19 protein-coding genes are annotated in these 20,990 nt (G+C 49.2%); 10 read left to right on the top strand and 9 right to left on the bottom strand.

The window, feature by feature from the left end; translation table 11 throughout:
* Positions 1-7 precede the first annotated feature (7 nt).
* Positions 8-1,258 carry a hypothetical protein gene (locus K8S15_13960; protein ID MCD4777138.1) on the top strand — a complete coding sequence of 417 codons (1,251 nt, stop codon included), beginning with the start codon at positions 8-10 and terminating at the stop codon, positions 1,256-1,258.
* A gap of 95 nt (positions 1,259-1,353) precedes the next feature.
* Positions 1,354-2,586, top strand: a complete 1,233-nt coding sequence (locus tag K8S15_13955) for a GNAT family N-acetyltransferase (protein ID MCD4777137.1) — start codon at positions 1,354-1,356, stop codon at positions 2,584-2,586.
* Here K8S15_13955 and K8S15_13950 read toward each other — a convergent pair.
* On the bottom strand, positions 2,583-2,987 hold the full coding sequence (locus K8S15_13950; protein MCD4777136.1) for a YigZ family protein: 405 nt from the start codon (positions 2,985-2,987) through the stop codon (positions 2,583-2,585). The genes K8S15_13955 and K8S15_13950 overlap by 4 nt on opposite strands.
* The gene (locus tag K8S15_13945) at positions 2,984-3,937 is read right to left on the bottom strand and encodes a hypothetical protein (protein MCD4777135.1); all 954 of its coding nucleotides are present in this window, start codon (positions 3,935-3,937) and stop codon (positions 2,984-2,986) included. Before K8S15_13945 ends, K8S15_13950 begins: the two co-directional genes overlap by 4 nt.
* A gap of 98 nt (positions 3,938-4,035) precedes the next feature.
* Between K8S15_13945 and K8S15_13940 the strand changes: the two genes are divergently transcribed.
* From K8S15_13940 to K8S15_13920, 5 genes are all read left to right on the top strand, one after another.
* Positions 4,036-5,427, top strand: a complete 1,392-nt coding sequence (locus tag K8S15_13940) for a CCA tRNA nucleotidyltransferase (GenBank protein MCD4777134.1) — start codon at positions 4,036-4,038, stop codon at positions 5,425-5,427.
* Between the two features lie 160 nt (positions 5,428-5,587).
* Positions 5,588-6,187, top strand: coding sequence for a TetR/AcrR family transcriptional regulator (locus K8S15_13935; GenBank protein ID MCD4777133.1), 600 nt, complete (start codon positions 5,588-5,590; stop codon positions 6,185-6,187).
* Positions 6,184-7,209: an efflux RND transporter periplasmic adaptor subunit gene (locus K8S15_13930; protein ID MCD4777132.1), complete on the top strand. Its 1,026-nt coding sequence runs from the start codon at positions 6,184-6,186 to the stop codon at positions 7,207-7,209. The genes K8S15_13935 and K8S15_13930 overlap by 4 nt, the downstream gene beginning before the upstream one ends.
* A 13-nt stretch (positions 7,210-7,222) precedes the next feature.
* Positions 7,223-10,276 (top strand): efflux RND transporter permease subunit, encoded by a 3,054-nt coding sequence (locus K8S15_13925; GenBank protein ID MCD4777131.1) that lies wholly within the window; start codon positions 7,223-7,225, stop codon positions 10,274-10,276.
* 108 nt (positions 10,277-10,384) lie between these two features.
* Positions 10,385-10,882 (top strand): HAD-IIIA family hydrolase, encoded by a 498-nt coding sequence (locus K8S15_13920; GenBank protein ID MCD4777130.1) that lies wholly within the window; start codon positions 10,385-10,387, stop codon positions 10,880-10,882.
* 10 nt (positions 10,883-10,892) lie between these two features.
* On the opposite strand, the gene K8S15_13915 is transcribed toward K8S15_13920, so the two are convergent.
* The 7 genes from K8S15_13915 to K8S15_13885 all read right to left on the bottom strand — a co-directional run bounded on the left by K8S15_13915 (position 10,893) and on the right by K8S15_13885 (position 17,633).
* Positions 10,893-11,816, bottom strand: coding sequence for a YjbH domain-containing protein (locus K8S15_13915; protein ID MCD4777129.1), 924 nt, complete (start codon positions 11,814-11,816; stop codon positions 10,893-10,895).
* A 75-nt stretch (positions 11,817-11,891) separates the two neighbouring features.
* On the bottom strand, positions 11,892-13,088 hold the full coding sequence (locus K8S15_13910; GenBank protein MCD4777128.1) for a hypothetical protein: 1,197 nt from the start codon (positions 13,086-13,088) through the stop codon (positions 11,892-11,894).
* Entirely contained in the window at positions 13,085-13,789 is a 705-nt protein-coding gene (locus K8S15_13905) for an ABC transporter ATP-binding protein (protein MCD4777127.1), read from the bottom strand. The genes K8S15_13910 and K8S15_13905 overlap by 4 nt, the downstream gene beginning before the upstream one ends.
* A gap of 15 nt (positions 13,790-13,804) precedes the next feature.
* Positions 13,805-15,028, bottom strand: a complete 1,224-nt coding sequence (locus K8S15_13900; protein MCD4777126.1) for an FtsX-like permease family protein — start codon at positions 15,026-15,028, stop codon at positions 13,805-13,807.
* Position 15,029: 1 nt separating this feature from the next.
* A complete protein-coding gene (locus tag K8S15_13895; protein ID MCD4777125.1) occupies positions 15,030-16,295 on the bottom strand; it encodes an FtsX-like permease family protein in 1,266 nt (421 codons plus the stop codon).
* A gap of 1 nt (position 16,296) precedes the next feature.
* Positions 16,297-17,058, bottom strand: coding sequence for an outer membrane lipoprotein-sorting protein (locus K8S15_13890; protein MCD4777124.1), 762 nt, complete (start codon positions 17,056-17,058; stop codon positions 16,297-16,299).
* Positions 17,055-17,633 (bottom strand): TetR/AcrR family transcriptional regulator, encoded by a 579-nt coding sequence (locus K8S15_13885; protein MCD4777123.1) that lies wholly within the window; start codon positions 17,631-17,633, stop codon positions 17,055-17,057. Before K8S15_13885 ends, K8S15_13890 begins: the two co-directional genes overlap by 4 nt.
* A gap of 338 nt (positions 17,634-17,971) precedes the next feature.
* Here K8S15_13885 and K8S15_13880 point away from each other — a divergent pair, with 338 nt between their 5' ends.
* Genes K8S15_13880 through K8S15_13870 form a run of 3 tightly spaced genes read left to right on the top strand, consistent with a single transcriptional unit; the run spans position 17,972 to position 20,990 of the window.
* Positions 17,972-19,027, top strand: coding sequence for a glycosyltransferase family 4 protein (locus tag K8S15_13880; protein MCD4777122.1), 1,056 nt, complete (start codon positions 17,972-17,974; stop codon positions 19,025-19,027).
* On the top strand, positions 19,024-20,214 hold the full coding sequence (locus K8S15_13875) for an aspartate kinase (GenBank protein ID MCD4777121.1): 1,191 nt from the start codon (positions 19,024-19,026) through the stop codon (positions 20,212-20,214). The genes K8S15_13880 and K8S15_13875 overlap by 4 nt, the downstream gene beginning before the upstream one ends.
* On the top strand, positions 20,211-20,990 hold the full coding sequence (locus K8S15_13870) for an undecaprenyl-diphosphate phosphatase (GenBank protein MCD4777120.1): 780 nt from the start codon (positions 20,211-20,213) through the stop codon (positions 20,988-20,990). The genes K8S15_13875 and K8S15_13870 overlap by 4 nt, the downstream gene beginning before the upstream one ends.

Raw genomic sequence — 20,990 nt, 5'->3', positions numbered from 1 at the left:
TGCAGTCATGAAAAAGAACATAGATGATTCCTTTACCGGTAAATGGATTCGTTCCGTTGTGTTGAACATTCGCAAAATCGCGGTACTCTGTTTTGTGGTTGCAATCGCTGCCTCGGTATGGGCGCTGACCAGAAAGCAATACTGGGCTGCCTCTGCGGTTGCTGCTGTTCCCGGTGGCCAGCAGTCATCCGCAGGTCTTGCTGGAATCGGCGGACTTGCCGGCGATCTTTTATCTGATCAGCTGGCTGGTTCTGGAATCGGAAGCATGATCGGTATGGGCGGTGGGTCAGCTGCGTTGGATATGAACCTCGTTTTCCAGGTTCTCACCTCCAGAACGGTATTTGAACAGGTGATATTCAAGCACCATCTTCTACCGGGATTTAAAGTCGCCACAATGGACGATGCCTTGCTGCAATTCGGGAAGAGAGCCTCCGTTGTCCTTACTCCCGAAGGTTTCTTCGTGATATCAATGGAGGCTGACAGCAGAGAAAAAGCCGCAGCTCTGGTGAACGATATCATAGAGTTTTCCAACATCGAACTCTCAACAATAATCACCAGCAGAGCCAGGAGAAGCAGACTGGCCGCCGAAGAGTTTCTTGAGGTAGCCGAGGAATCCCTTCTCATAGCACAGAACAGAATGGAGCAGTTCAGGGAGGAAACCGGGCTGCTGTTTCCCGAACAGCAGGGCATTCAATCCCTGGATTTGCTGGGGACCCTTGAAACGCAGCTGCTTCTTGCTGAAGCTGATCTTGCCGGTATCAGCGGCATAATGTCATCATCAAGTTCAGCCTATTCGGAGATTGCCAGGAAGGTAGCTTTTCTCAGAAGCAGCATGATGAATAAAGCTGCCGGTGATAGTCTCAGTTACTTCCCGGGATTTGAGAGTATGCCTTCCATGCTGAAGGAGTACGAGAACATAACTATAAACCTGGAAACCAGGCGGGCGATTTATATGATGCTGCGGCAGGAACTCGAATCCCTTAAGCTTGAGGAAGCAAAGGACAGCCCCACGATAGAAGTTCTGGTACCCGCCGTTCCAACCGCTCTAAGATCTTTCCCCAAGCGAGGAAAAATGGTGGTAAAGTATACTTTAATGGCCTTCTTTCTCTCCCTTCTATGGATAGCGGTAATTACCTATGCGAAGCAGCTCCTTGATGATGAAAACACGGGTCCATTCTGGAAATCCATTGCGGGAATCGTGAAGAGCCAGCTTTTCCTCGCAAGGAAAAGAAAAACCTATAAGAGAAGTCCGTCCTGATTCTGTCCACTCTCTTGTAGTCGAGACTATATTCAGAGAAGCACCGAATATACAGATATGTCTACTTCCATCTTTGAATGGAGCATAAATAAGTAATGATACATAGAAAATTCGATCCGAATAAGGATTTGGAAGCCTGTCACAGAATCTGGCGGGAGGTAGCCTGGATTGAGAACGAGGAGCATGAAAAGGCCATGGATATATTCCTTGAGGGCTGCCGCGCTCTGGTAGGTGACATAAACGGTGAGACGGAAGCCCTTGTTGTCTCAACACCTGGCCGGGTGAGATATCTTGAAAAGGATATTCCCCTTTCTGCAGTATGCGGAGTAACAACAAGTTACGCTGGACGGAGAAGAGGACTTGCCGGGAAGCTTACCGCGGAACTGATAGCCCTTGATGTTGCCGAGGGGGCTGAGGTGGCGGGACTGGGAATGTTCGAACAGGGATTTTATGACAAACTCGGATTCGGATCGGGACCTTACGAAACAGTTATCGGGTTTGATCCTGCTTCTCTGAGCTTAAATGTAAATCCCCCTCCTCCGAGGCGTCTTACGAAGGATGACTGGGAACTGGTGCACAGGTCCAGGCTGGGACGGATGCAAGTTCACGGTAACACCTCCCTCATTCGCGAAGAAACAACGAGAGCCGAGATGCAGTGGAGTAAAAACGGTTTCGGTCTCGGGTACATGGACGCCGACAACGAGCTGCTCTCACATCATTTCTGGTGTGGATCCGCTATGGGTGAAAACGGCCCTTACGATATCTACTGGATGTGCTATGGAGATTACTTTCAGTTCCTGGAGCTTCTCGGGCTTATTAAGAATCTGGGGGATCAGGTCCATCTGGTGAAACTCAACGAAACAGCGGCAATTCAGATACAGGATCTTCTGAAGACTCCTTTCAGAAACAACAGAAAAACCGAGAAATCCAAATACGAAGCCACAAACAGATCATCCGCATACTGGCAGATTCGTATATGCAACCTGGAGAAGTGTCTTGAGGAAACCATACTTCATGGGGATCCCGTACCCTTCAACCTTAAACTGAGTGATCCCATTGAGGATTATCTTGAACAGGACGCTCCGTGGCACGGAATATCCGGCAGCTACATAGTCACACTGGGGCCCGAATCACATGGCGAGAAGGGGCACGACAGATCTCTTCCCGTGCTGGAAGCTTCGGTTGGCGCATTTTCAAGGATGTGGATTGGGGCAAGACCCGCGACAGGGCTTTGCGTAACGGATGATCTGGAAGGGCCGGAAAAGCTGATTCGAAAACTGGACAGGATACTCCGGCTTCCAAGCCCCAGAATTGACTGGGAATATTAAGTGATGGTTTTTGCGGATTGGAGTTGTTCGATCATCTCCACCGTAAGCTTCCTGTAGATACGGAAACGCAGTCCCCCAAGGTGTTTTCCTCCGTACCATCTTGCGACGGCTACAAGGACATTCTCGGTAGAGGATTTACGCAGTACATCAAGGATAACATTCCCGGCGCCTCTCTCGCCTCCGTCACCCTTCATGTCGTCAATTCTATCATTCCGAACAATGCGACAGGCCCAGCTCACATGGCTGGCTTTACGCATACGGCAGTAACGAATCAGCTCTTCAATGGCTTTCGCAGTATCCTGCCCCGGTTCCAGCCGGACACCCCCGACCGCGAATCTGCAGGCACCGGCCCTGGTTCTCGGACCTTTAATCGGTGTTGCCAGTGTTGTTCCCCTTCCTATCTTCTGAAGAAGTACCGGTAAAAAGAATTATCGGACATTTTCCTGACAAGGAGAACCAATCCTGAAATGACAATCCATGTGAAAGCGATTCTGGCGAAGAGAACACCCGAAATATTTCCACCAAGGGACATCATCAGAAGAGTATCCTCAACAATAGCGTGTGAGAGCCCCATAAGGGACATGGAGAAGAAAACATCCCTGTTGGAAAGCTTTCCCGAGTTTATATCCCGGATAATCAGCCCTCCTCCGTAGGAAATGCCCAGAACCATGCCGAGTATCGTAACTGTGGAAGCGGATTTTCCGATACCCATCGAAGTAAGAACAGGTTCAAGAATTCTGTTCATGAGCCTGGTTATACCAAGCCTGTCCAGAATTTTCGTGAGGATGATAAGCACAAGCACTATAAGGAAAATAGCCGCGAGATTCTGCAGCTGCGAAAGACCCCAGGAACCCGGACTGTCATTGACGGGCGACGCTTCCCAGAGTATCCGTCCCTCCTCCTGAAGGAACCCTCCCAGAGAATAAGCGGTGTTAAGGATAAATCCCAGAAGGAGCGCGCAAAGAAGTCTGAAGGGAACCATGAAGCGTACCCTCACACCGGTTTTTCTGGCGATAGTGGTTTCGACCGGCATGGAGTGAGCAACGAGAATCATGCAGGCTATAACGGTTATCTGAGCCGTTGACATGTGAAGGCCGGGGGCGATAGAGGCGAATACTACGATCCCGCCGTACATGTTGGTTATCACGGCGGTCGCCCATACGAGTCCCATCTCGCCGGGCAGGCCCGCAAGGCTCATTAAGGGTGCGAAGGCTGCGGCAATGTACTTTATCAGATCAAGCTCACCAAGAACCTTAACAGCGATGACAACGGGAACCATTATACGAAAAAGTATGAAGCTGACCCCCGCGGCTTCCCTGATCTGTTTCCATGCTGTTGACAGTATTGACAAAGCCTGTCCTTTCACGTTCTACGGAAGATAAACATTTTTCGTATAATCCGGATAGCTGAAGTGAAAAACTTTGTTTTCTTTGATCGGAGTCAGAAGAATTGTTTAAGAAACTGTTCGAACTGTTCCGCAAAAACGGGGAAGAGCTCTATCTGGTAGGCGGTTACGTAAGGGACCGTCTGCTGGGAAGAGAAACCGCGGATTACGATTATTCCACGGGAGCAAGACCCGAAGTGACGAAGAGTATTCTTGAATCAGGAGGCTACAGGGCGATTCCCATCGGAATAGAATTCGGTACGGTAGCAGCAGTCATAAACGATGATACAGGCCCTGTAGAGGTTCAGATAACCACCTACAGGTGCAAGGAGAGTTATCGGAAAGGATCCCGCCATCCTGAGGTTGTCTTCGGCAGAAATCTTGAGGAAGACCTTGTAAGGAGGGACTTCACGATAAACGCGATGGCTATGGATGAAAATGGCAGAATTATCGATCCCCTGGGGGGACTGCAGGATCTGAAGGACAAAATGATCAGGACTCCACTGGATCCGGAAGAAACCTTCAGGGAAGACCCCCTTCGGATGCTTCGGGCATTCCGCTTCGCCTGCCGCCTGGGGTTCTCAATAGACGATAAAGCCCTTGAGGCAATTGAAAAGCACCACTCAGCGATTATGGACATATCCAGGGAACGCTGGAAGATGGAAATGGATTCACTGCTTACAGCCGCAGATGGTGAAGAGGTTTCCGGAGTTCTGCAGCTTATGAGGGAAACGGGAGTTCTTCAGGATTTAATCCCGCAGTTTACATCGATGTTCTCTTTAAATGGAGCATCTCAGGGCAGGGCTCATTACGGAGATGTCTGGGAGCATACACTGGACGTGGTGAAGAACACTGCCGGTAACCGATGCCTTCGATGGGCAGCCCTTATGCATGACATTGGAAAACCTTTTCGCAGAACGGTTGATGAAGATGGAAATGTACATTTCTACGGCCACGAGAAAGCAGGCTCCGATTGCGCGGTTGAAACGGCCGAGAGGTTCAGATTCTCAAAAAAGGAAAGGAAATGCGTATCTTTCCTGGTGAAGAATCATATGAGGCCTGTTCTTTACTCAAACGAATGGTCCGACAGGGCAGTGAGAAAGCTTGCCGGTGAATGCGGAGAATACCTCGATCTTCTGCTGGATCTTGCTTCAGCGGATATCGCCGCACATGCAGAAACTTACGCTTCCGTCGGGCTCACGAGAATGGCTGAACTGAGGGAAAGACTGCGCAGGCTTGTGCCCGACACCCGAAGGAGGGTGCTTCCCGTGGATCTGGGAAAAATTCTTATGAAAAGAACTGGCGGGGACACGGGATCATTTCCCGAAATCGGAATTATTCTGAACAATCTTGAAGAACTGGTTCATCAGGGAATTCTGCCTGAAATGGCATCTTCAAAAGTCTATCTTGATTACATTGCGGAACATCCTGAATCGAAACAGGAACAGGATAGCTGAACTCACATAATCCCATGCATCAACCCGCATCCATCACAAATACTCTACTGCAGCGCTTCGATATGAGAACTTGTAATGGATGCGAGTTAGTGCTTCTTGACAAATCTCATTTTGTTATTATTACTGACTGAACGGTCAGTCAAATAGAAATGAGTGAATCATGAGTACAAAAGATGAAATCCTTAATGCCGCCGAGGGCATTTTCGTAGAAAGAGGATTCTCAGGCTCATCAATGAAGAGCATCGCTGAAAAGGCACATGTGGCAAAAAGCCTTCTTTACCACTACTTCGCATCAAAAAGGGAGCTTTGGGACGAAGTAATTCATAGAAGAGTATTCGATGCCAGACTTCCAGAGAGGATGATAGAGATGGTTTCATCCATTCTATCCGGCGGCCTGGAGGCGGTAAGGACGAAGAAGAATCATACCACGTATTTTGAATTTCTCAGGAGTAACCCCCAGTTCGTAAGGATGCTGGCATGGCTGAACGCCGAACAGTCAATGTGGATATGTCCTCCCCCCGAAGTGAGAAATGAAGTCGTTAAAAAGCTTAAGAAGCTGCAGGAAAAGGGAATATTCAGGGCTGACGTAGACCCCAGAATGTTCGTTGTCTGTTTCATGTCCATCTGCGAGATGTGGTTCATGTCCCGGAACAGGATTTCCGTATGGTTCGACGAAGACATGAGTACGAATGAAATAAACGAGAAATTCATAGACTCGGTCGGAAAAATCCTTATTGATGGAATGGCAGGAAAGAAATGAGAAGGAATACTGTTATTTTTCTATTTACTCTCCTTATGTTGATATCCTGCGGTCAGAAGGAAGAAATTGCCGAAAAGCTCATTCCCGTTACGGTAATTGTGCCGGAACCGCAGGTGATAAGTTCTACGGTTGTGGCTGCCTGCAGGCTCGAATCAAGCAGCGAGGCGATTATCACTTCGATGAGCCCGGGAAGAATACTGGAAGTTACCGTCAACGAAGGTGATGAAGTTCGGGAGGGAGAAATTCTAGTAGAGCTTTCCACCGATCAGCAGTACAGCAGCGCTGTTTCAGCTTCATCAGCACAGCTTACGGCCGCCAGAACATTGGCGTCGAACGCCGAAGATGACCTTCATAGAGCTGAGAGACTTAGAATTGACGGAGCTATCAGTGAAATCGAATACGAAATGGCTGTGTCCACATCAGCTGCTTCGGCAGCAACAGAAAGACAGGCTTTCGCGGGATACGAAAACGCAAGGAGCATGGCGGAGAGCGGAAAGATACTCGCCCCTTTCAGCGGCACTGTCACCAGGGTCTGGGCAAAGGAAGGGTACGTTTCTTCAGGGCCTCTTGTTTCGATTACGGACAGCGGTGTCATGAAATCTGAACTTCTGATCGCAGGACGTCATCTTCAGTATCTAGCCGAAGGGCTGCCTCTTGTCTTTTCCACTTCGCACTATCCCGGAGAGCTTTTCCCCGGAGAGGTAATATCCTTCTCATCCTCTGTGGATCCGGTATCGGGGCTGGTTTCAGTTATGGCGCAATATCATGATGATTCAGGCAGGCTTCGCTCAGGGATGACAGGTACGGCGACCATCGGGCTTGAAACCTCGGAGAATACGATTGTTCTACCCCTTCGGGTGCTGCTTCATGAAGATGAGTCCTTATGGGAAGTGGCGCTTGTTCGTGACAATGCAGTTTTGATCGTCCCTGTAGAACGGATTTTGAAATATCGGCAGGAGTCGAACCCGGAGACTCGGTTATTTTTCTTGGTCATCATCTGGTTGCCAATGGCTCACACGTAAAGGTGGTGCGGTAATGAGTCTTCCCGGACTTGTCGTTAAACGGAAAATTACCTTCCTTATGATCTTCATTATCATGGCGGGCGCCGGCCTCTTTGCCGTAACACAGCTTGGCATCGATTACTTCCCCAAAGTAGACCTTGGCAAGATAGCTGTCATTACCGTTCTTCCCGGGGCGGGTCCTTCGGAAGTCGAAGGGCTTATTACCGAGATAATCGAAGACGCGGTTTCCGGTGTTGAGGGAATTGAAACGATTGTTTCCATTTCCAAAAACGGTGTAAGTATGATTACACTGGAAGTTGAGAACAGTGCCGATATCGATCAGGTTGAAACGGACGTAAGGGACGCTGTTGAAAATGTGAAAAGCAAGCTTCCCGAAGGTTCCAGCGACCCGGTGATAATGACCATGGAATCCAGCAGCAAGCCGCTTATAATGATGACTTGCAGCAGCGAAATGATGAATGGAACCCAGCTGCGAAACCTTGTTGATGAAGAGATCACTCCGAGGCTGGGGAGGGTAGAGGGTATCTCTTCCATCAATGTCAGCGGTGGTTACGTCAGGCAGATAAACGTAGAAGTCGATCCTGCCCTGCTTGCTGAAACTGGAATTCCCATTGCCCGGATATACGGTGCTCTCAGCGCTGTAGGGGGAGATCAGCCCGGTGGTGATATAGATGATGGTGACATGGAATTTGCCGTCAGTGTTAAATCCGGGTTCGATGATCTCAGCAGTATCAGGGAACTGGTGATAGGTCAGCGCAGCGGAAGACCGGTAAGGCTTGAAGAGGTAGCTGAGGTTATTGACAGTCATGCTGAACAGATTGACTACACCCACCTTAACCAGGGCGAGGCGATACTGCTTGTTTTCAGAAGGAGTTCGGACGCGAACACTGTTAATACATGCGGCAGGCTTGAATCGGCAATTGAGGATCTTTCGGAGGACTATGCGGGGACACTGGAAACCGAGATAATCTACAGCCAGGAGCGTTTCATAACAGGATCCATGAAAGACCTCATGATGACTGCGATCCAGGCTGTTATTCTAGCCGCTGCGGTACTCACTTTCTTTCTGGGCTCTGTATCCAACGCGGGGATAATCAGCCTTTCCATGCCTCTTTCATTCGTGGCGACTTTTGCTGTGATGTACCTGCTCGGGGTGAGTCTTAACATCATGTCCCTCGCGGGACTGAGCATTTCGATCGGTATGATTGTTGATAACTCGGTTGTCGTACTTGAGAACATTCACAGATGGCGAAGGAAGGGCGAAGACCGGGCAAAAGCTGCGGAACACGGAGCGGCACAGGTTGGAATGGCTGTAACAGCATCAACACTCACGACTGTTGCCGTATTCATTCCCATGTTGTTCGTGCCCGGAATGACGGGGCAGATATTCAGGGACCTGAGCCTTACAATCGCGGCCGCCCTCTTCATATCACTGTTCGTTTCACAGTCACTTATACCTCTGCTTGCGTCAAGAGCTAAAAACCTGATCAAACCTCATTCACAGCGTTCGCTTTCAACAAGGATAGAGGGATGGCTGAACAGGTTCGAGGAGAGATATTCCAGGTCGATAGGCTGGTTCACCGAACATTCAAAATTCGTTTTCATTCCGGTGATACTGGTTTTCATAATATCGATTATCATGATGGGATTCATTCCAAAAACTTACCTCCCGGAACCGAAGGAGGGCCTCATAGACATCGATATAAGACTTGCTCCCGGGACAGGTCTTGAATTCACGGACAGCCTGTTTGTGGAGATTGAAAGTAGGATACTCGAGATAATACAACCGGGCGATCTTGGGAATTCATATATGAACGTTGGCAAGCAGGAGGGTATCAGCGCCCTTTTCGGTTCCTCATCCTCCGCGAACGGGGAAATAAATCTTTTCTTCGTCAGGGAGAGTGAACGCTCCAGAAGCATTGAATACTACGATGCGGCTATTCGTGATCTGTTGAACGAAGTTCCGGGTATCGAATACAGCCTTTCAAGCGGAATGCCTATCGGTAACGAGTTTCCGGTAAGCATAGTCATCTACGGGACGGATCTGGATGAACTTCGAGGAATCGGGGAATTGGTTACATCGGAAATAAGCCGTATTCCCGGAACGGTCGACATTTCATCCTCCCTTGAGAATCAGCTTTTACAGCTTGATTTCGTACCCGATGAGAATATACTTTTGTTAAAAGGGCAATCTCCGGCCAGGATAGGGTCAGAAGTCACCATCGGCCTGCTGGGGCTGGATGCTACAACATATACGGAAAACAGCCGGGAGTACGATGTTAACATTCGTTACGCGGAGGAGGGAAGATCGAGCAGGGAAGCTGTATCGGGACTGATAGCGTACGGCATGCCCCTTGATGCATGGGGCAGCTTCCATAACACTCTGGTTCCCGAAGAAATAGGAAGAAGGAACAGAACGAGGACAGTGGAAATTACATGCAGGATCAGCGATAGAGCCCTTGGTGAAGTAGCGGCCGATGTTGAAGTTATGATGGATACACTTAATCTGGGCGGCCACAGATACGAGATAATTGGTGATATAAAGGACAGAGGTGAGGCTTTCGGAAGCATGGCAATCGCCATCGCTGTTGCGATAATCCTCGTTTACATGGTTATGGCATCACAGTTCGAATCACTCCTTGAGCCATTTATCATTATCGTCGAAATTCCACTGGCCCTGATCGGAGTTATCTGGACTCTGCTCCTGACCGGAACAACCCTGGGACTGACCTCACTTATAGGCCTGCTTATGCTCGCGGGAATAGTTGTGAACAACGGTATTGTCTTCATTGATTACGCGAATCAACTGAGAAGGAAAGATGGGTTGTCATCCAGGGAGGCGATAATTATCGCCGGAAGAAAAAGGATGCGCCCCATTCTTATGACCGCGATAACCACAATTCTTGCGCTCATGCCTCTGGCCATTGGGGCTACGGAAAGTTCAGTGATGTGGGCTCCCATGGCAAGAACCGTTGCCGGAGGCCTGGCGGTGGCCACTGTTCTTACGCTGGTTGTTCTGCCCTGCCTGTACGTGAAACTGGACAGGTGGCATAAGGACAGAAGTTGATCCGCAAGACAATGTTTGCCATTTCCATCCGAGTTGATATTTTAGCGTTAACAGGACAGTGTTCTTCAAGATATTTTAGTATTGACCGAAACCTGCCCGGGGGAGAATATGGAATACGATCTAATAATTTTCGATGCTGACGGAACTCTCAGGTACTGTACGGTTGAGGGGCAGCCATGCCCCAACAGGACAGGTGAATGGAAGCTTTATCCGGGTGTAATCGAGATGCTCGCAGGCTTCAACTGGGCGCATCCCGGAGAAGAATCCGGCATAGGGTATGGCATTGCCAGCAACCAGGGAGGAGTGGGCGTTGGTTACTTCAGTGAGAGTACCGCTGTAGCACTCCTTGAGGATACATTCCGAGACGCTTTCGGTTTCAGCCCTGCTGAGAAAACTATAGAGATCTGCCCTCACATTCCGCACAGCGACTGCGGCTGTCGGAAACCTGAACCCGAGATGCTTAACCGTCTAATGAAACTCTACGGAACCTCTCCCGAGAAAGTTCTTTTTGTCGGAGATCGTGATGCTGATATGAAGGCTGCTTTCAACGCAGGTTGTGATTTTCAGTGGGCCAGTGAGTTTTTTAATAGAGACCCTGAATTATGACCGGGATTGATCAGTGGATATCCCTTTTCAAATTCTCTATATCTTCTCTGGCATGAGACCTTATTTCCTCAAGTTTCCGGAGCAGTTCCGCATCGTAAGTCCGTGTTAGCTCCTCGAAGGGAGTAAGGGTTGTACGGTTGAAGAAAGGTCCGAGTGTAATTTCCACTCCGAAACCGAATTTGATGTTCTGCATGACATCCGAGTGATTTCTGTCGCTCAGGATAAGCTGTTCAAGTTCCGTCACTGCCCCAAGGAAACGGACATTATCGTTCAGTACGTATCCCGCTCCGATATTGGCATCTCTTCCATCCCATTCCAGCATTATCGATACGTTCCGGGCGGGTTGGTATTCAAGCCCGCCGAAAGCCCCTTTTATGGGATTTGAGATCCCGCTTGAATCGAAATCCTTACTCTGCAGGAACCTGCCGATGCCGTAACCAAGATGAATGCATAAAGGTATTTCGGAGAAGTATTTAAAGTCCTTTGAAAACACTATGTAGGCTGAGAAATTCTGCGATTCCCCATATTTGTAAAGGCTGTCATTGGTATTCCGGAAGAATTCGTAATTTTCCTCGCCTGTGATATTCTGACAACCGACTGCTATGGCAGGGACATGTGTTCCCTCATTTATAGCGATTACTCTTGCGTCGGCGGATAATCCCGCGCTTCCAAGCCATGTTATCCCAACCTGACCCCTGTCGAACAGGCCGAATTCAAGGTGGCCCGCAATGGCAAAATCGTTTTCAGAAGTGCTGTCGGCGTTCTCGTAACTGAAGGCGGTAAACGATCCGCCAAATCCTATTTGAGTGTGTTGCAAGATGGTAGCCGTTGGGATATCAATCAATCCCGGGCGGGAAAAAGGAAGAGAACTAGCTATAACGGAATCAACTACGAAGCATAAAGTTATCAGCGAAAGAATTCGGACAGTTCTCATTCGATACCTCCAAGCATTCTTGAAGATAAACGCCCGTGGGATACTGCGCAATAGTCTGGTTTATTTAAGAAAGTTTCAAAAGTAGTATCCGACTGAAAGGAAGTAATACCCGGGCCAGGATCCGAATTCGGATCTTATGTTCACGGCTGGATTCTCTGATGTCCTTCCCAGTCCAGTGGATACTCCCGCATTCATGACAGTATTCTGCAGAACATCGTATTCGCCGGTCATAGAAAGATAGGCGGAACCATCGGTAAGGTTAACCAATATCTGGCCTGTGAAGCCCAGAAGCGGTGTCACCGTCCAGCTGATACCCGGGCTGAGATAATGTTTTCCCAGGAGATAGATCCCGCCGTTCGTCCATGCCGGGTTTGTGATGATGTCAATGTAATCCGCAGAGTCATCCGATCCGGAGGAATTGAAATGGTATTCCAGAAATCCATAAAGGACGGCATTGAACCAGCTTCTGTCGTATCCCGCCGAAAGACTAAAGAAAGTATTCTCACCCTCCGTATCATTATGAGAGAAAAAGTTCGTGGATACGATGGCGCATTCCATCCATCCGGTTCCACCTCCAAGGGTACGGTTTAAGCTTCCTCCGACCATGAGATTTTCTCTGAAGCATGCTGCGAGAAGAGTGGCATCCGTCCGGAACAGATAGAATCTGCCACGAAGCCAGCAGCCGCTGTCTGTGAATCCGGCATCCTTCCCGAAAACGTACCCTGCGTCAAGTTCAGACATAATGCCAAGAGGGAAAATCGATCTTACAGCGTCAACACCCGTTCTGTAATCGGTATTCATCGTTCCGTACTGGAAAGGGGCGATGAAATCCGTGGGGCTGACAGATTTGGCAACTCCCCAGTAAATTGCCTGCCTCCCAGCTGTCAACGTTGCTACGGACGTTCTCAGCGAGATGTTCAGTCTGTCAGGATTCTGGATTATGCTGAACGATTCAGTGCCGTCCCAGTTCGAAGGAAGTATTCTGGCTTCAATGTCGGCAACTCTGAATATATGTGTTCCAGCTGAACCGCTGAGTGCCGGGTTGCCGGCGGAAGGACACAGTGTCCATGCGATGTTCATGCTGATCTCACCTGTTCTGTGATGAACCATGAGCCTCAGGGGAGACTGGAACAGATACCGAAGTGAGGAGTCCGGAAAGGGTTGATCCGTAATTGAGAACTCCGGCTTCAGAACACCTGATATTTCGATTGTGCTGGCGGTTGCTCCGGTGAATACGGACAGCATAAAAGAGAAGAACACGATAGATTTCATTTTAAGTTTTCCGGAGGAGCGCTTCCGTCAAGCTTTCCATCCCTCAGAACGACGATTTTTTTAGCCCTCTGCATGACAATCTCGTCATGGGTTGAGAAAAGGAAAGTCATACCGGTTTCCTCGTTCAACTTCCTCATCATATCAAGCAGGGCTCCGCTGGTTTTTGAATCGAGGTTCGCGGTGGGCTCATCCGCTATAACAAGGGAAGGATGCGAAACGACTGCTCTGGCCACCGCCACCCTCTGCTGCTGGCCGCCAGAAAGCTTTCGGGGAAGCCGGCCAACGTATTCGGCTATCCCTACTTTTTCAAGGATATCCATTACTCTGTCGTGGCGTTCAGCGGGAGGAATCCCCTGGAGCAGCATTACATATTCAACATTTTCCTCTACCGTAAGTACAGGAAACAGGTTATAGGCCTGAAATACGAAGCCAATATGATCCCTTCTGAAGTTGGAGAGCTCTTTTCCGCTCATCTCTGAGATCAATTTTCCCGACAGCCATACTTTGCCCTCGGTGGGCGTATCGAGACCTGCCAGAACATTGAGAAAAGTAGTTTTTCCAGAACCTGATGGTCCTGTTATAGCGGTGAATTCACCCTTCTCAAGAGTGTAGTCTACACCCCTTACAGCATGAACCGGAACGCCAGAATCATCGTATGTCTTAACGATTCCTTTGGCGACTATCACATCATTGTCAACCATATTCATCTCCATGATCTATAAACTTTTCCGCATTGCTTCAGCCGGGTTCAGTCTGCCGGCGTGGATTCCCGGATAAATTCCCGCAGCCGTTGTAAGAATCAAGGTGAAGAGGGGATAAATCCATACCCGGCTGAGTTTGAGTATCGGATACAGAGGTTTGTTGAATACAACACCCGATACATCGAACTCGCCGAAGTTTATACCTGTTTTCGAAGTTATCCATACCGTCAGCAGGCCGATGGCGCTCCCCATTACAGTACTGATAACCGCGATCCAGAAAGCCTCAAGGACCACCATTGTTCCGATGGTTCCAGGCCTTGTTCCCAAAGCCTTCATAACCCCGAATTCGTACATCCTTTCGTATACGGACATGAACAGGGAGTTGACTATTCCAAAAACAACAAGAGCGAAAAGAATGATGGCAGTTACCGCCATACCCAGGTCAACCATGTTGAGCATAGCGCTGACCTGTGGCGCCAGTTCCGGCCATCCGAGGGCGCTGTTTCGAAAAATCGAGAATTCACTCCAGAAAGCAATAGTTGTATCAGCACCCGTCTTCGATTCGGGGAACCTGACAGCAATTTCATGAACATCCCCCGGTATTCCGAGCATTCCGCCCGCCGTGTTCAGATTAACAAAAGCGGAATATCGATCAAGGTCATCACTTCCGAAACGGCATATACCGGATACGAAGAACATGCTGCTCGATAGCCCGCTGTCAGCCCGGGCAGCGGTGATAACGATCACATCGCCAGGTCCGGCGTTCAGATCATCCGCCAGTTTGTATCCGATAATCAGTTCGGTGCTGTCACCACTCAGGTAAGAACCCGTATCGATAGCAGCTTCCAGCATTGTCAAAGCAGGGTCGGTTTCACTGTCAACGCCAATCAGTGTGACAGGCTTCATTTCCGTAGTTGATGTTGCAGACGCGGGGGACAGAATCCTCGGGGTGCTGGCGCTTACCGTTGAATCCTGTCTGAGCATGAACAGAACCGAATCCGGTCTTTCGACGGTAAGGTCAATCCTCCTGGTGTCCATAAATCCGTTACGGTGGATCTGGGCATCCCCCATCCAGGGGTTCGTCGTTGTCTGTATCATATATGCTCCCATGCCCTGCATGAGAGCTTCGTAAAAGATCATTGAACCGAGCCCCAGGCCAACGGCAAGACCGGTTATCACAGTTCTCCTGCCATTCCTCCAGGTGCTTCTCCAGGCGAACTTCACAAGCCTTCCGAACATGTTAAACCGTCCTCAGAGTTTTCGCGGCTTTTGTGTGAGCGGCTTTCAGCGCCGGAAGAAAACTTACGGTGGAAGCGGTAACGATTACGCAGATGGCAGGGATCCAGTAACAGTCCGGGGATAATGAAGCGATCATCTCGCTGAAGACAGTACCTCCGAAATTCATGGGGGGGTCAAGGGTCAGACCATGCTTCGAAAGGAAAAGAAGCCCCCCTGTACTCAGTATGCTGCCTGCGATTATGCTGAAAATTCCCATGATATTCGCTTCAAGAACTATCATCTTCACGATAAATCCAGGTTTTGTGCCGAGGGCTTTCATCACACCGAATTCCCGCCTTCGCTCGAGAACCATCATAAGAATCGTATTGAGAACTCCCATTGCCGCTACAAGAACTATTACAAAAATCATAACCTTAAGACTTGATTCATCCGCCTTCATGCCGTTGTAGAATTCCTTCGCGAAAGTTTTCCAGGAATCGATTTCAAGATCTTTTCCCGACAGCTGTGCGGATATATTTCCTGTGAGAGCATCAACTGAACCCAAAGAACTGGTCATCACCGCCAGTTCGTGCGCCTTTCCCTGAAGAGCGAACAGTATCTGGGCATCGGCCAGTGTTATATAACATGTGATTCTATCTATCTCGGCGTTGCCTGTGCTGACAATGCCCTGAATTACGTACTTCCTGTCCGCGCTCGCGCCGTCAGCAGCCTGGGAAAGCATGATAAGTGAGTCTCCCACCGAAGCGTTAAGAATTATGGAGAGTTCCTTTCCGAGTACTATCTGTCCGGTGGCGAAATAGGATGAATCCGCCGCGGAAGCTGTCAGCATCCCTCCGCTTACGATGTTACTCGAGAAATCAGTGGCTGCGTCCTCCATCGCGGGATCCAATCCGATTACCGACGCTGCCGCCGAATTGGAGAACAGATTTCCAGATACAGCTCCCCCCGACCTGACCGCCAGGAGGGCTCCGGAATAGATCCTGGGCGTCCAGGTTCTAATGCCGGGCATGGAATCCAGGACGGCTCCAACCGACCGGTAATCGCTGATCGTTGAATAGATGGATGGATCTTCGAGATAACCTCTGCGGTGTACCTGGATCTGCCCCGTCCTGCCGTTCGTGAAGAACATTATTATGCTGCCGTACGAGCCGTTCATCCACCCGATGGAAATGGAGGAGAGGAAGAAACCGCCGGTCATGGTTAGAAGGGTAAGAATCGTTCTTCTTTTCTGACGGAAGACGTTCCGCCAGGCCAGTTTTAAGAGCATATCACCGGGACTGAAGGTTTCTGAGGGAGAAGATATTCTCGTCCACACCCTGGTTGAATTCAGCGTTGGACCAGGTTATCGTTGTGCTCTGATCTTCATTATCAGCGGGAATTACCTGCATCCGCGAGGGTATTGTTCTGCCGCCCATTTCCTGTACATCGGAGTAGGTGACAGTCTTAATAGGATTACAGTGACTGTCGAAGTACTTTTCCCAGAGAGGAATTGTGTCAGAAGTTCTCACCGCGCAAATGATGCTTGACCATACCACTGCGGTGGATGGTTTCGGAACCAGTTTGATGTACACAACGCCTTCCGCAGGAGTACCTGTAAGGGTTGTGTCTGTTGTGTACGAGTAGGTGTAATCCTCAGCGTAGGTTATTTCTCTGACTATGTCGTTGTTGGTGATGTCCGAGCCCATCCACGAGCCTGCCATCATCGAGGGTGGTACTCTGACTGTGCTGTTGGTGTTCGGAAGGTAATTCCACATTTCGGTACCGATCCTGAGGGTTGCCATTCCGGCTTCCCTTGCTGGGGAGAGTATTCTGATGAATGTGTTGTCCGTTCCGTGGGACCACGCCTTCATCGTAAGTGTCCGTTCCCAGTGTTCCGTTACTATGCGCATCGACATCTCAGTGTAACTGTCGTCGCTTCTGTAAAGCTGGTCAAGGGAATGCACCAGTTCACCGATATCAGGCTGTGAACGGGCTGCTGTAATGAAACCGGGAATGATCATCATTACGAAGATGATTAACGGATATTTCACAAATTTCTCCCCTCAGGAGCGAGACCGATGAAAAGAACCTCAAGCATCTCCTCAAGGGATTCCATCAGCTGTTCCGAAGTCCTGTTCTCATCCGCCGCGTACCACATGAGCGCGGTGCTCACCGTTCCGTATATCACCATCGACGCATGTTCGATATCCGTATCGGGTTTGATCCTGTGGTTCGCCTTCAGCTCCGCAAGTACACCGACAAGACCGTTTAGAAGTGTCAGATCCTGCCTGATAAGGCCGTTGCACAATGTGCTGTCGATACTCCACGCCTCTCTCATCAATTCGCGAATAAGCCTTTTCGGATACATCGACAGGCTTTTCATAAAAGTATCTACGTACCGCTTCACACCTTCAATTCCTGTGCACGACTCGGGAAGCTGAAATTTCTCAAAAAGAGCCTCTGATGTGTCATCGGCGGTAATCGCCAGAATAATCGCGCTTTTTGATTCGAAGTAATTGTATACCGTTCCCACCGCGACTTCGGCCTTTTCAGCAATAGCTTCTATCGTTGTTCCGTCGAAGCCCTGACTGAAAAACATGCTTCTGGCAGCTTTAAGTATGGACATCCGCGCTCGGGCCTTCTTTATCTCTCTCAATCCCATGAATAACCTCCAAACATGAATATATTCATAAAGAACATAGGGGTCAAATCTTTACTCTTGACATTTGACTCTACTGATAACTCAATTTGCAGATAACTGTCGATGTAGTACTCCTGGGGAAGGTGTCTGAATCCCGGCGAGAGACTTCAGATATCCGGGTTTGAACCAGGTTCAGTGAATCGTACCATCTAACATACTATGACAGCATGACCTTACCGGAAGTATACTTGCTATTCGGCAAGTATTCAGTAAATAGCAGCAAATGAAAGGAAACACTTATTCCAGCCAGAATTATTTTTGTAATGCTCGGTAAGAAAGATTTCCATTCTGGAGGGTACGGCTTCAACTTTAAAATGATGGAATACCTCCGGGCTCATGGTGTTGAAGTGGATATGATTCACTTTACAACTGTTCCCCCGGGGCTTCCTTTTAAATGGTTCATGGCATCGAGGTACATCTGCGGAAAAATCCGAAGGGAGAAACCCGATCTGGTAATCGTAAGCAAGAGTTATCAGTACGTGCCTATGCTCCGCATGATGAGAGGATTCATTTGTACTCCTGTTATCTACCTCATGCATAATCTTGAATGGATGGCGCTGGGGAATAAACTCAAGGCATTCATGTATAAAGTATATGTGAGATGGCTGCTTGGAATGGCGAGCGTTATCTGGGTTAACAGCAGTAATACGGAAGAAGCCATTGAAGGCATCGGAATTAACAGGGACCGTATCTGTCTCATCAGTCCGGGTTTTAACAAAAACCCTGTGTCCCTGCCCGATCGCTGCAGGCGAGATGGGCCTGTCAGGCTGCTCTGCGTTGGCAGCATCTCTCCGGGGAAAGCACAGCATGTCCTGATTAAGGCCTGCACATATCTTGACGGGGGAAGCTACAAAATGGAATTCGCCGGAAGTATCGAATCTGACGAAAAATACGCTGTGAGCGTTCAGGATCTTATAAAAGAAAATGATCTTTCCGATTCCATAATGGTTTCAGGGGAGCTTTCCGGCGAAGATCTTGAGAAGGCTTATATGAATGCCGATATACTTGTTCATCCCTCCATCTGGGAAGCTTTCGGCATGTCCATTATTGAGGGGATGTGGTACGGGCTGCCCGTAATCGCCTCGGGTATTGCGGCTATACCTGAATTGGTCCGTGACGGTGTAAATGGCCTTCTTACACCTCCGGAAAATGCTGAAAAACTTGCGAGCGCGATGAAAAACCTTATCAGAAACAGAGAATTAAGGCTGCAGATGGGAGAAAAAAGCCGTATGTTCGCCGAAAGAATGAACGACTGGAACGATACCGGAAAGGAATTCATGGAGCTTGTTGTTAAAGCGGCAGCGGGGCAGAAAAAATGAGTGATCTTTGCGTTATGAAGTTCGGCGGCACATGCCTTGCGACCGAAGAGGACAGGCGCAAATCAGTTGAGCTATGTATAAAGGAGCTTGAATCGTATCACAGGGCTGTAGTCGTTGTTTCCGCGATGGGCAGAAATGGTGATCCCTATTCTACGGATGCTTTACTGGAACTTGTGTCATCCCCGATTCCCCGTGAGAAATCCTGTCTGATGGCCTGCGGAGAGATAATATCCGCAGCTGTTTTTGCCGACATGCTCCGCCAGAAGGGAATCTCCGCGAAGGCGGTAACCGGCTGGAACGCCGGGCTGCGTACCGATGAGCAGCATTGCGGTGCCGATCTGGAATCGGTCGAAAAGGAATACCTCCAGACATCCCTCGAAGGGAACGATTGCGTCGTTGTGGCAGGATTCCAGGGAATGAGCAGGAAAGGAACGATATCCATCCTCAGAAGAGGGGGCAGCGATATTACAGCAACAGCAATAGCCGCAGCCCTGAATGCAGACGAGTTGATGCTCTTCAAAATGATCGATTCGGTTTTCACCGCTGACCCCGAAAAGGTTCCGGAAGCCTTTGAAGTAGACAGAATAAGCTCCGAAGACCTCAGGCAGCTGGCCTGGCAGGGGGCGAAAGTTGTGCATCCCCGAGCCTCTGAGATCGCAGGCGATGCGGGTATCAGAATCACGGTCAAGTCGCATCGTACCGGCGAACCGGCTACCGAAATAGAACCCTTTGTAATCAAAAGCGGAATGTACATAACCGGTGTTGCTTCAGGCTCTGATGCGGTGCAATTCAGAATCAGGACAGACAGTTGCGCTTCGATGCATGAATTCTATTCAGATGTATTTGGTCTTGTCGCGGATGCAGGTGTGTCAATGGATATGTTCAGCGTTTTTGACGCGGCAGCCATGTTCACCGTTCCTCTTGAGGATAAAGAGAAGGTTATTGAAGTCCTCAATCGCAACAATATTGACCATGAGACGAAATCGCCCTGCGCAAAGGTATCCATAGTAGGAGCTGGTATGCACGGGATTAAAGGTGTTATGGCGAAATTCTCCTCCGCTCTTGATAAAGCAGGTATCGATATGCTCCAGTCGGTTGACTCCCATGCCACCATTTCAGCCCTGGTTCTTTTGCGGCACAGGGATGAAGCTCTCAGAGCTCTTCACAGGGAGTTCCTTGAACAATGACATTCTTATCTGTAATCATATTAGCTGTTATACAGGGGCTTACGGAATTCCTGCCGGTTTCCAGTTCAGGGCATCTTGCTCTTGCCGGGATGATACTTAAAGTACCGGAGGGTGATATTACGTTTGAAATCGTGGTTCATCTGGGTACGCTCATGGCGGTTCTCGCGGTTTACAGAAAAGACCTGGGGGAACTTGTAATTGGTATTTTCAGAAGGAAGAGAGAATCACTTGTTCTCGCGGGATTGCTTATAGCAGGTTCTATTCCCGCCGGCCTGGCCGGATTCCTGCTGGCGGATTCCATTGAAAAAAGCTTTGACAATCCAGTAATCGTTTCGCTAATGCTGCTGGTAACCGGCTGCATTCTCTTCAGCACAAGGTTCGCGAAGAGGGGAACCAGGGATAACCCCAACCTCATCGGAAGCTTCATTGTGGGTCTTTCTCAGGCAATGGCTCTTCTGCCTGGAATATCCCGTTCTGGATTTACCATTTCGACCGGTCTTTTTGCCGGGATAAGGAGGGAAAAGGCTGCCCGGTTCTCCTTCCTCCTTTCGATACCTGCAATTGCCGGGGCAGCGGTTCTTAAGCTGGGAGATGCAGTATCCAGCGGTATTGATGTTCTCTTGCTTATCACCGGGTTTGCTATTTCCGCGCTTACCGGGTACTTTGCCCTCATGATTCTACTGAGATTCCTGAAAGCTGGAAAATTCTCAGTTTTTGCCTGGTACTGCTGGTTGCTGGGGCTTACCGGTTTGACTGTTGCCTTGATCGGAAGCTGA

It is taken from the genome of Candidatus Aegiribacteria sp., from assembly GCA_021108005.1.
Taxonomy (GTDB): domain Bacteria; phylum Fermentibacterota; class Fermentibacteria; order Fermentibacterales; family JCC-6; genus Aegiribacteria.
The sequence above is the reverse complement of the archived record's forward strand: the minus strand, read 5'-3'. Positions and strand labels throughout refer to the sequence as shown.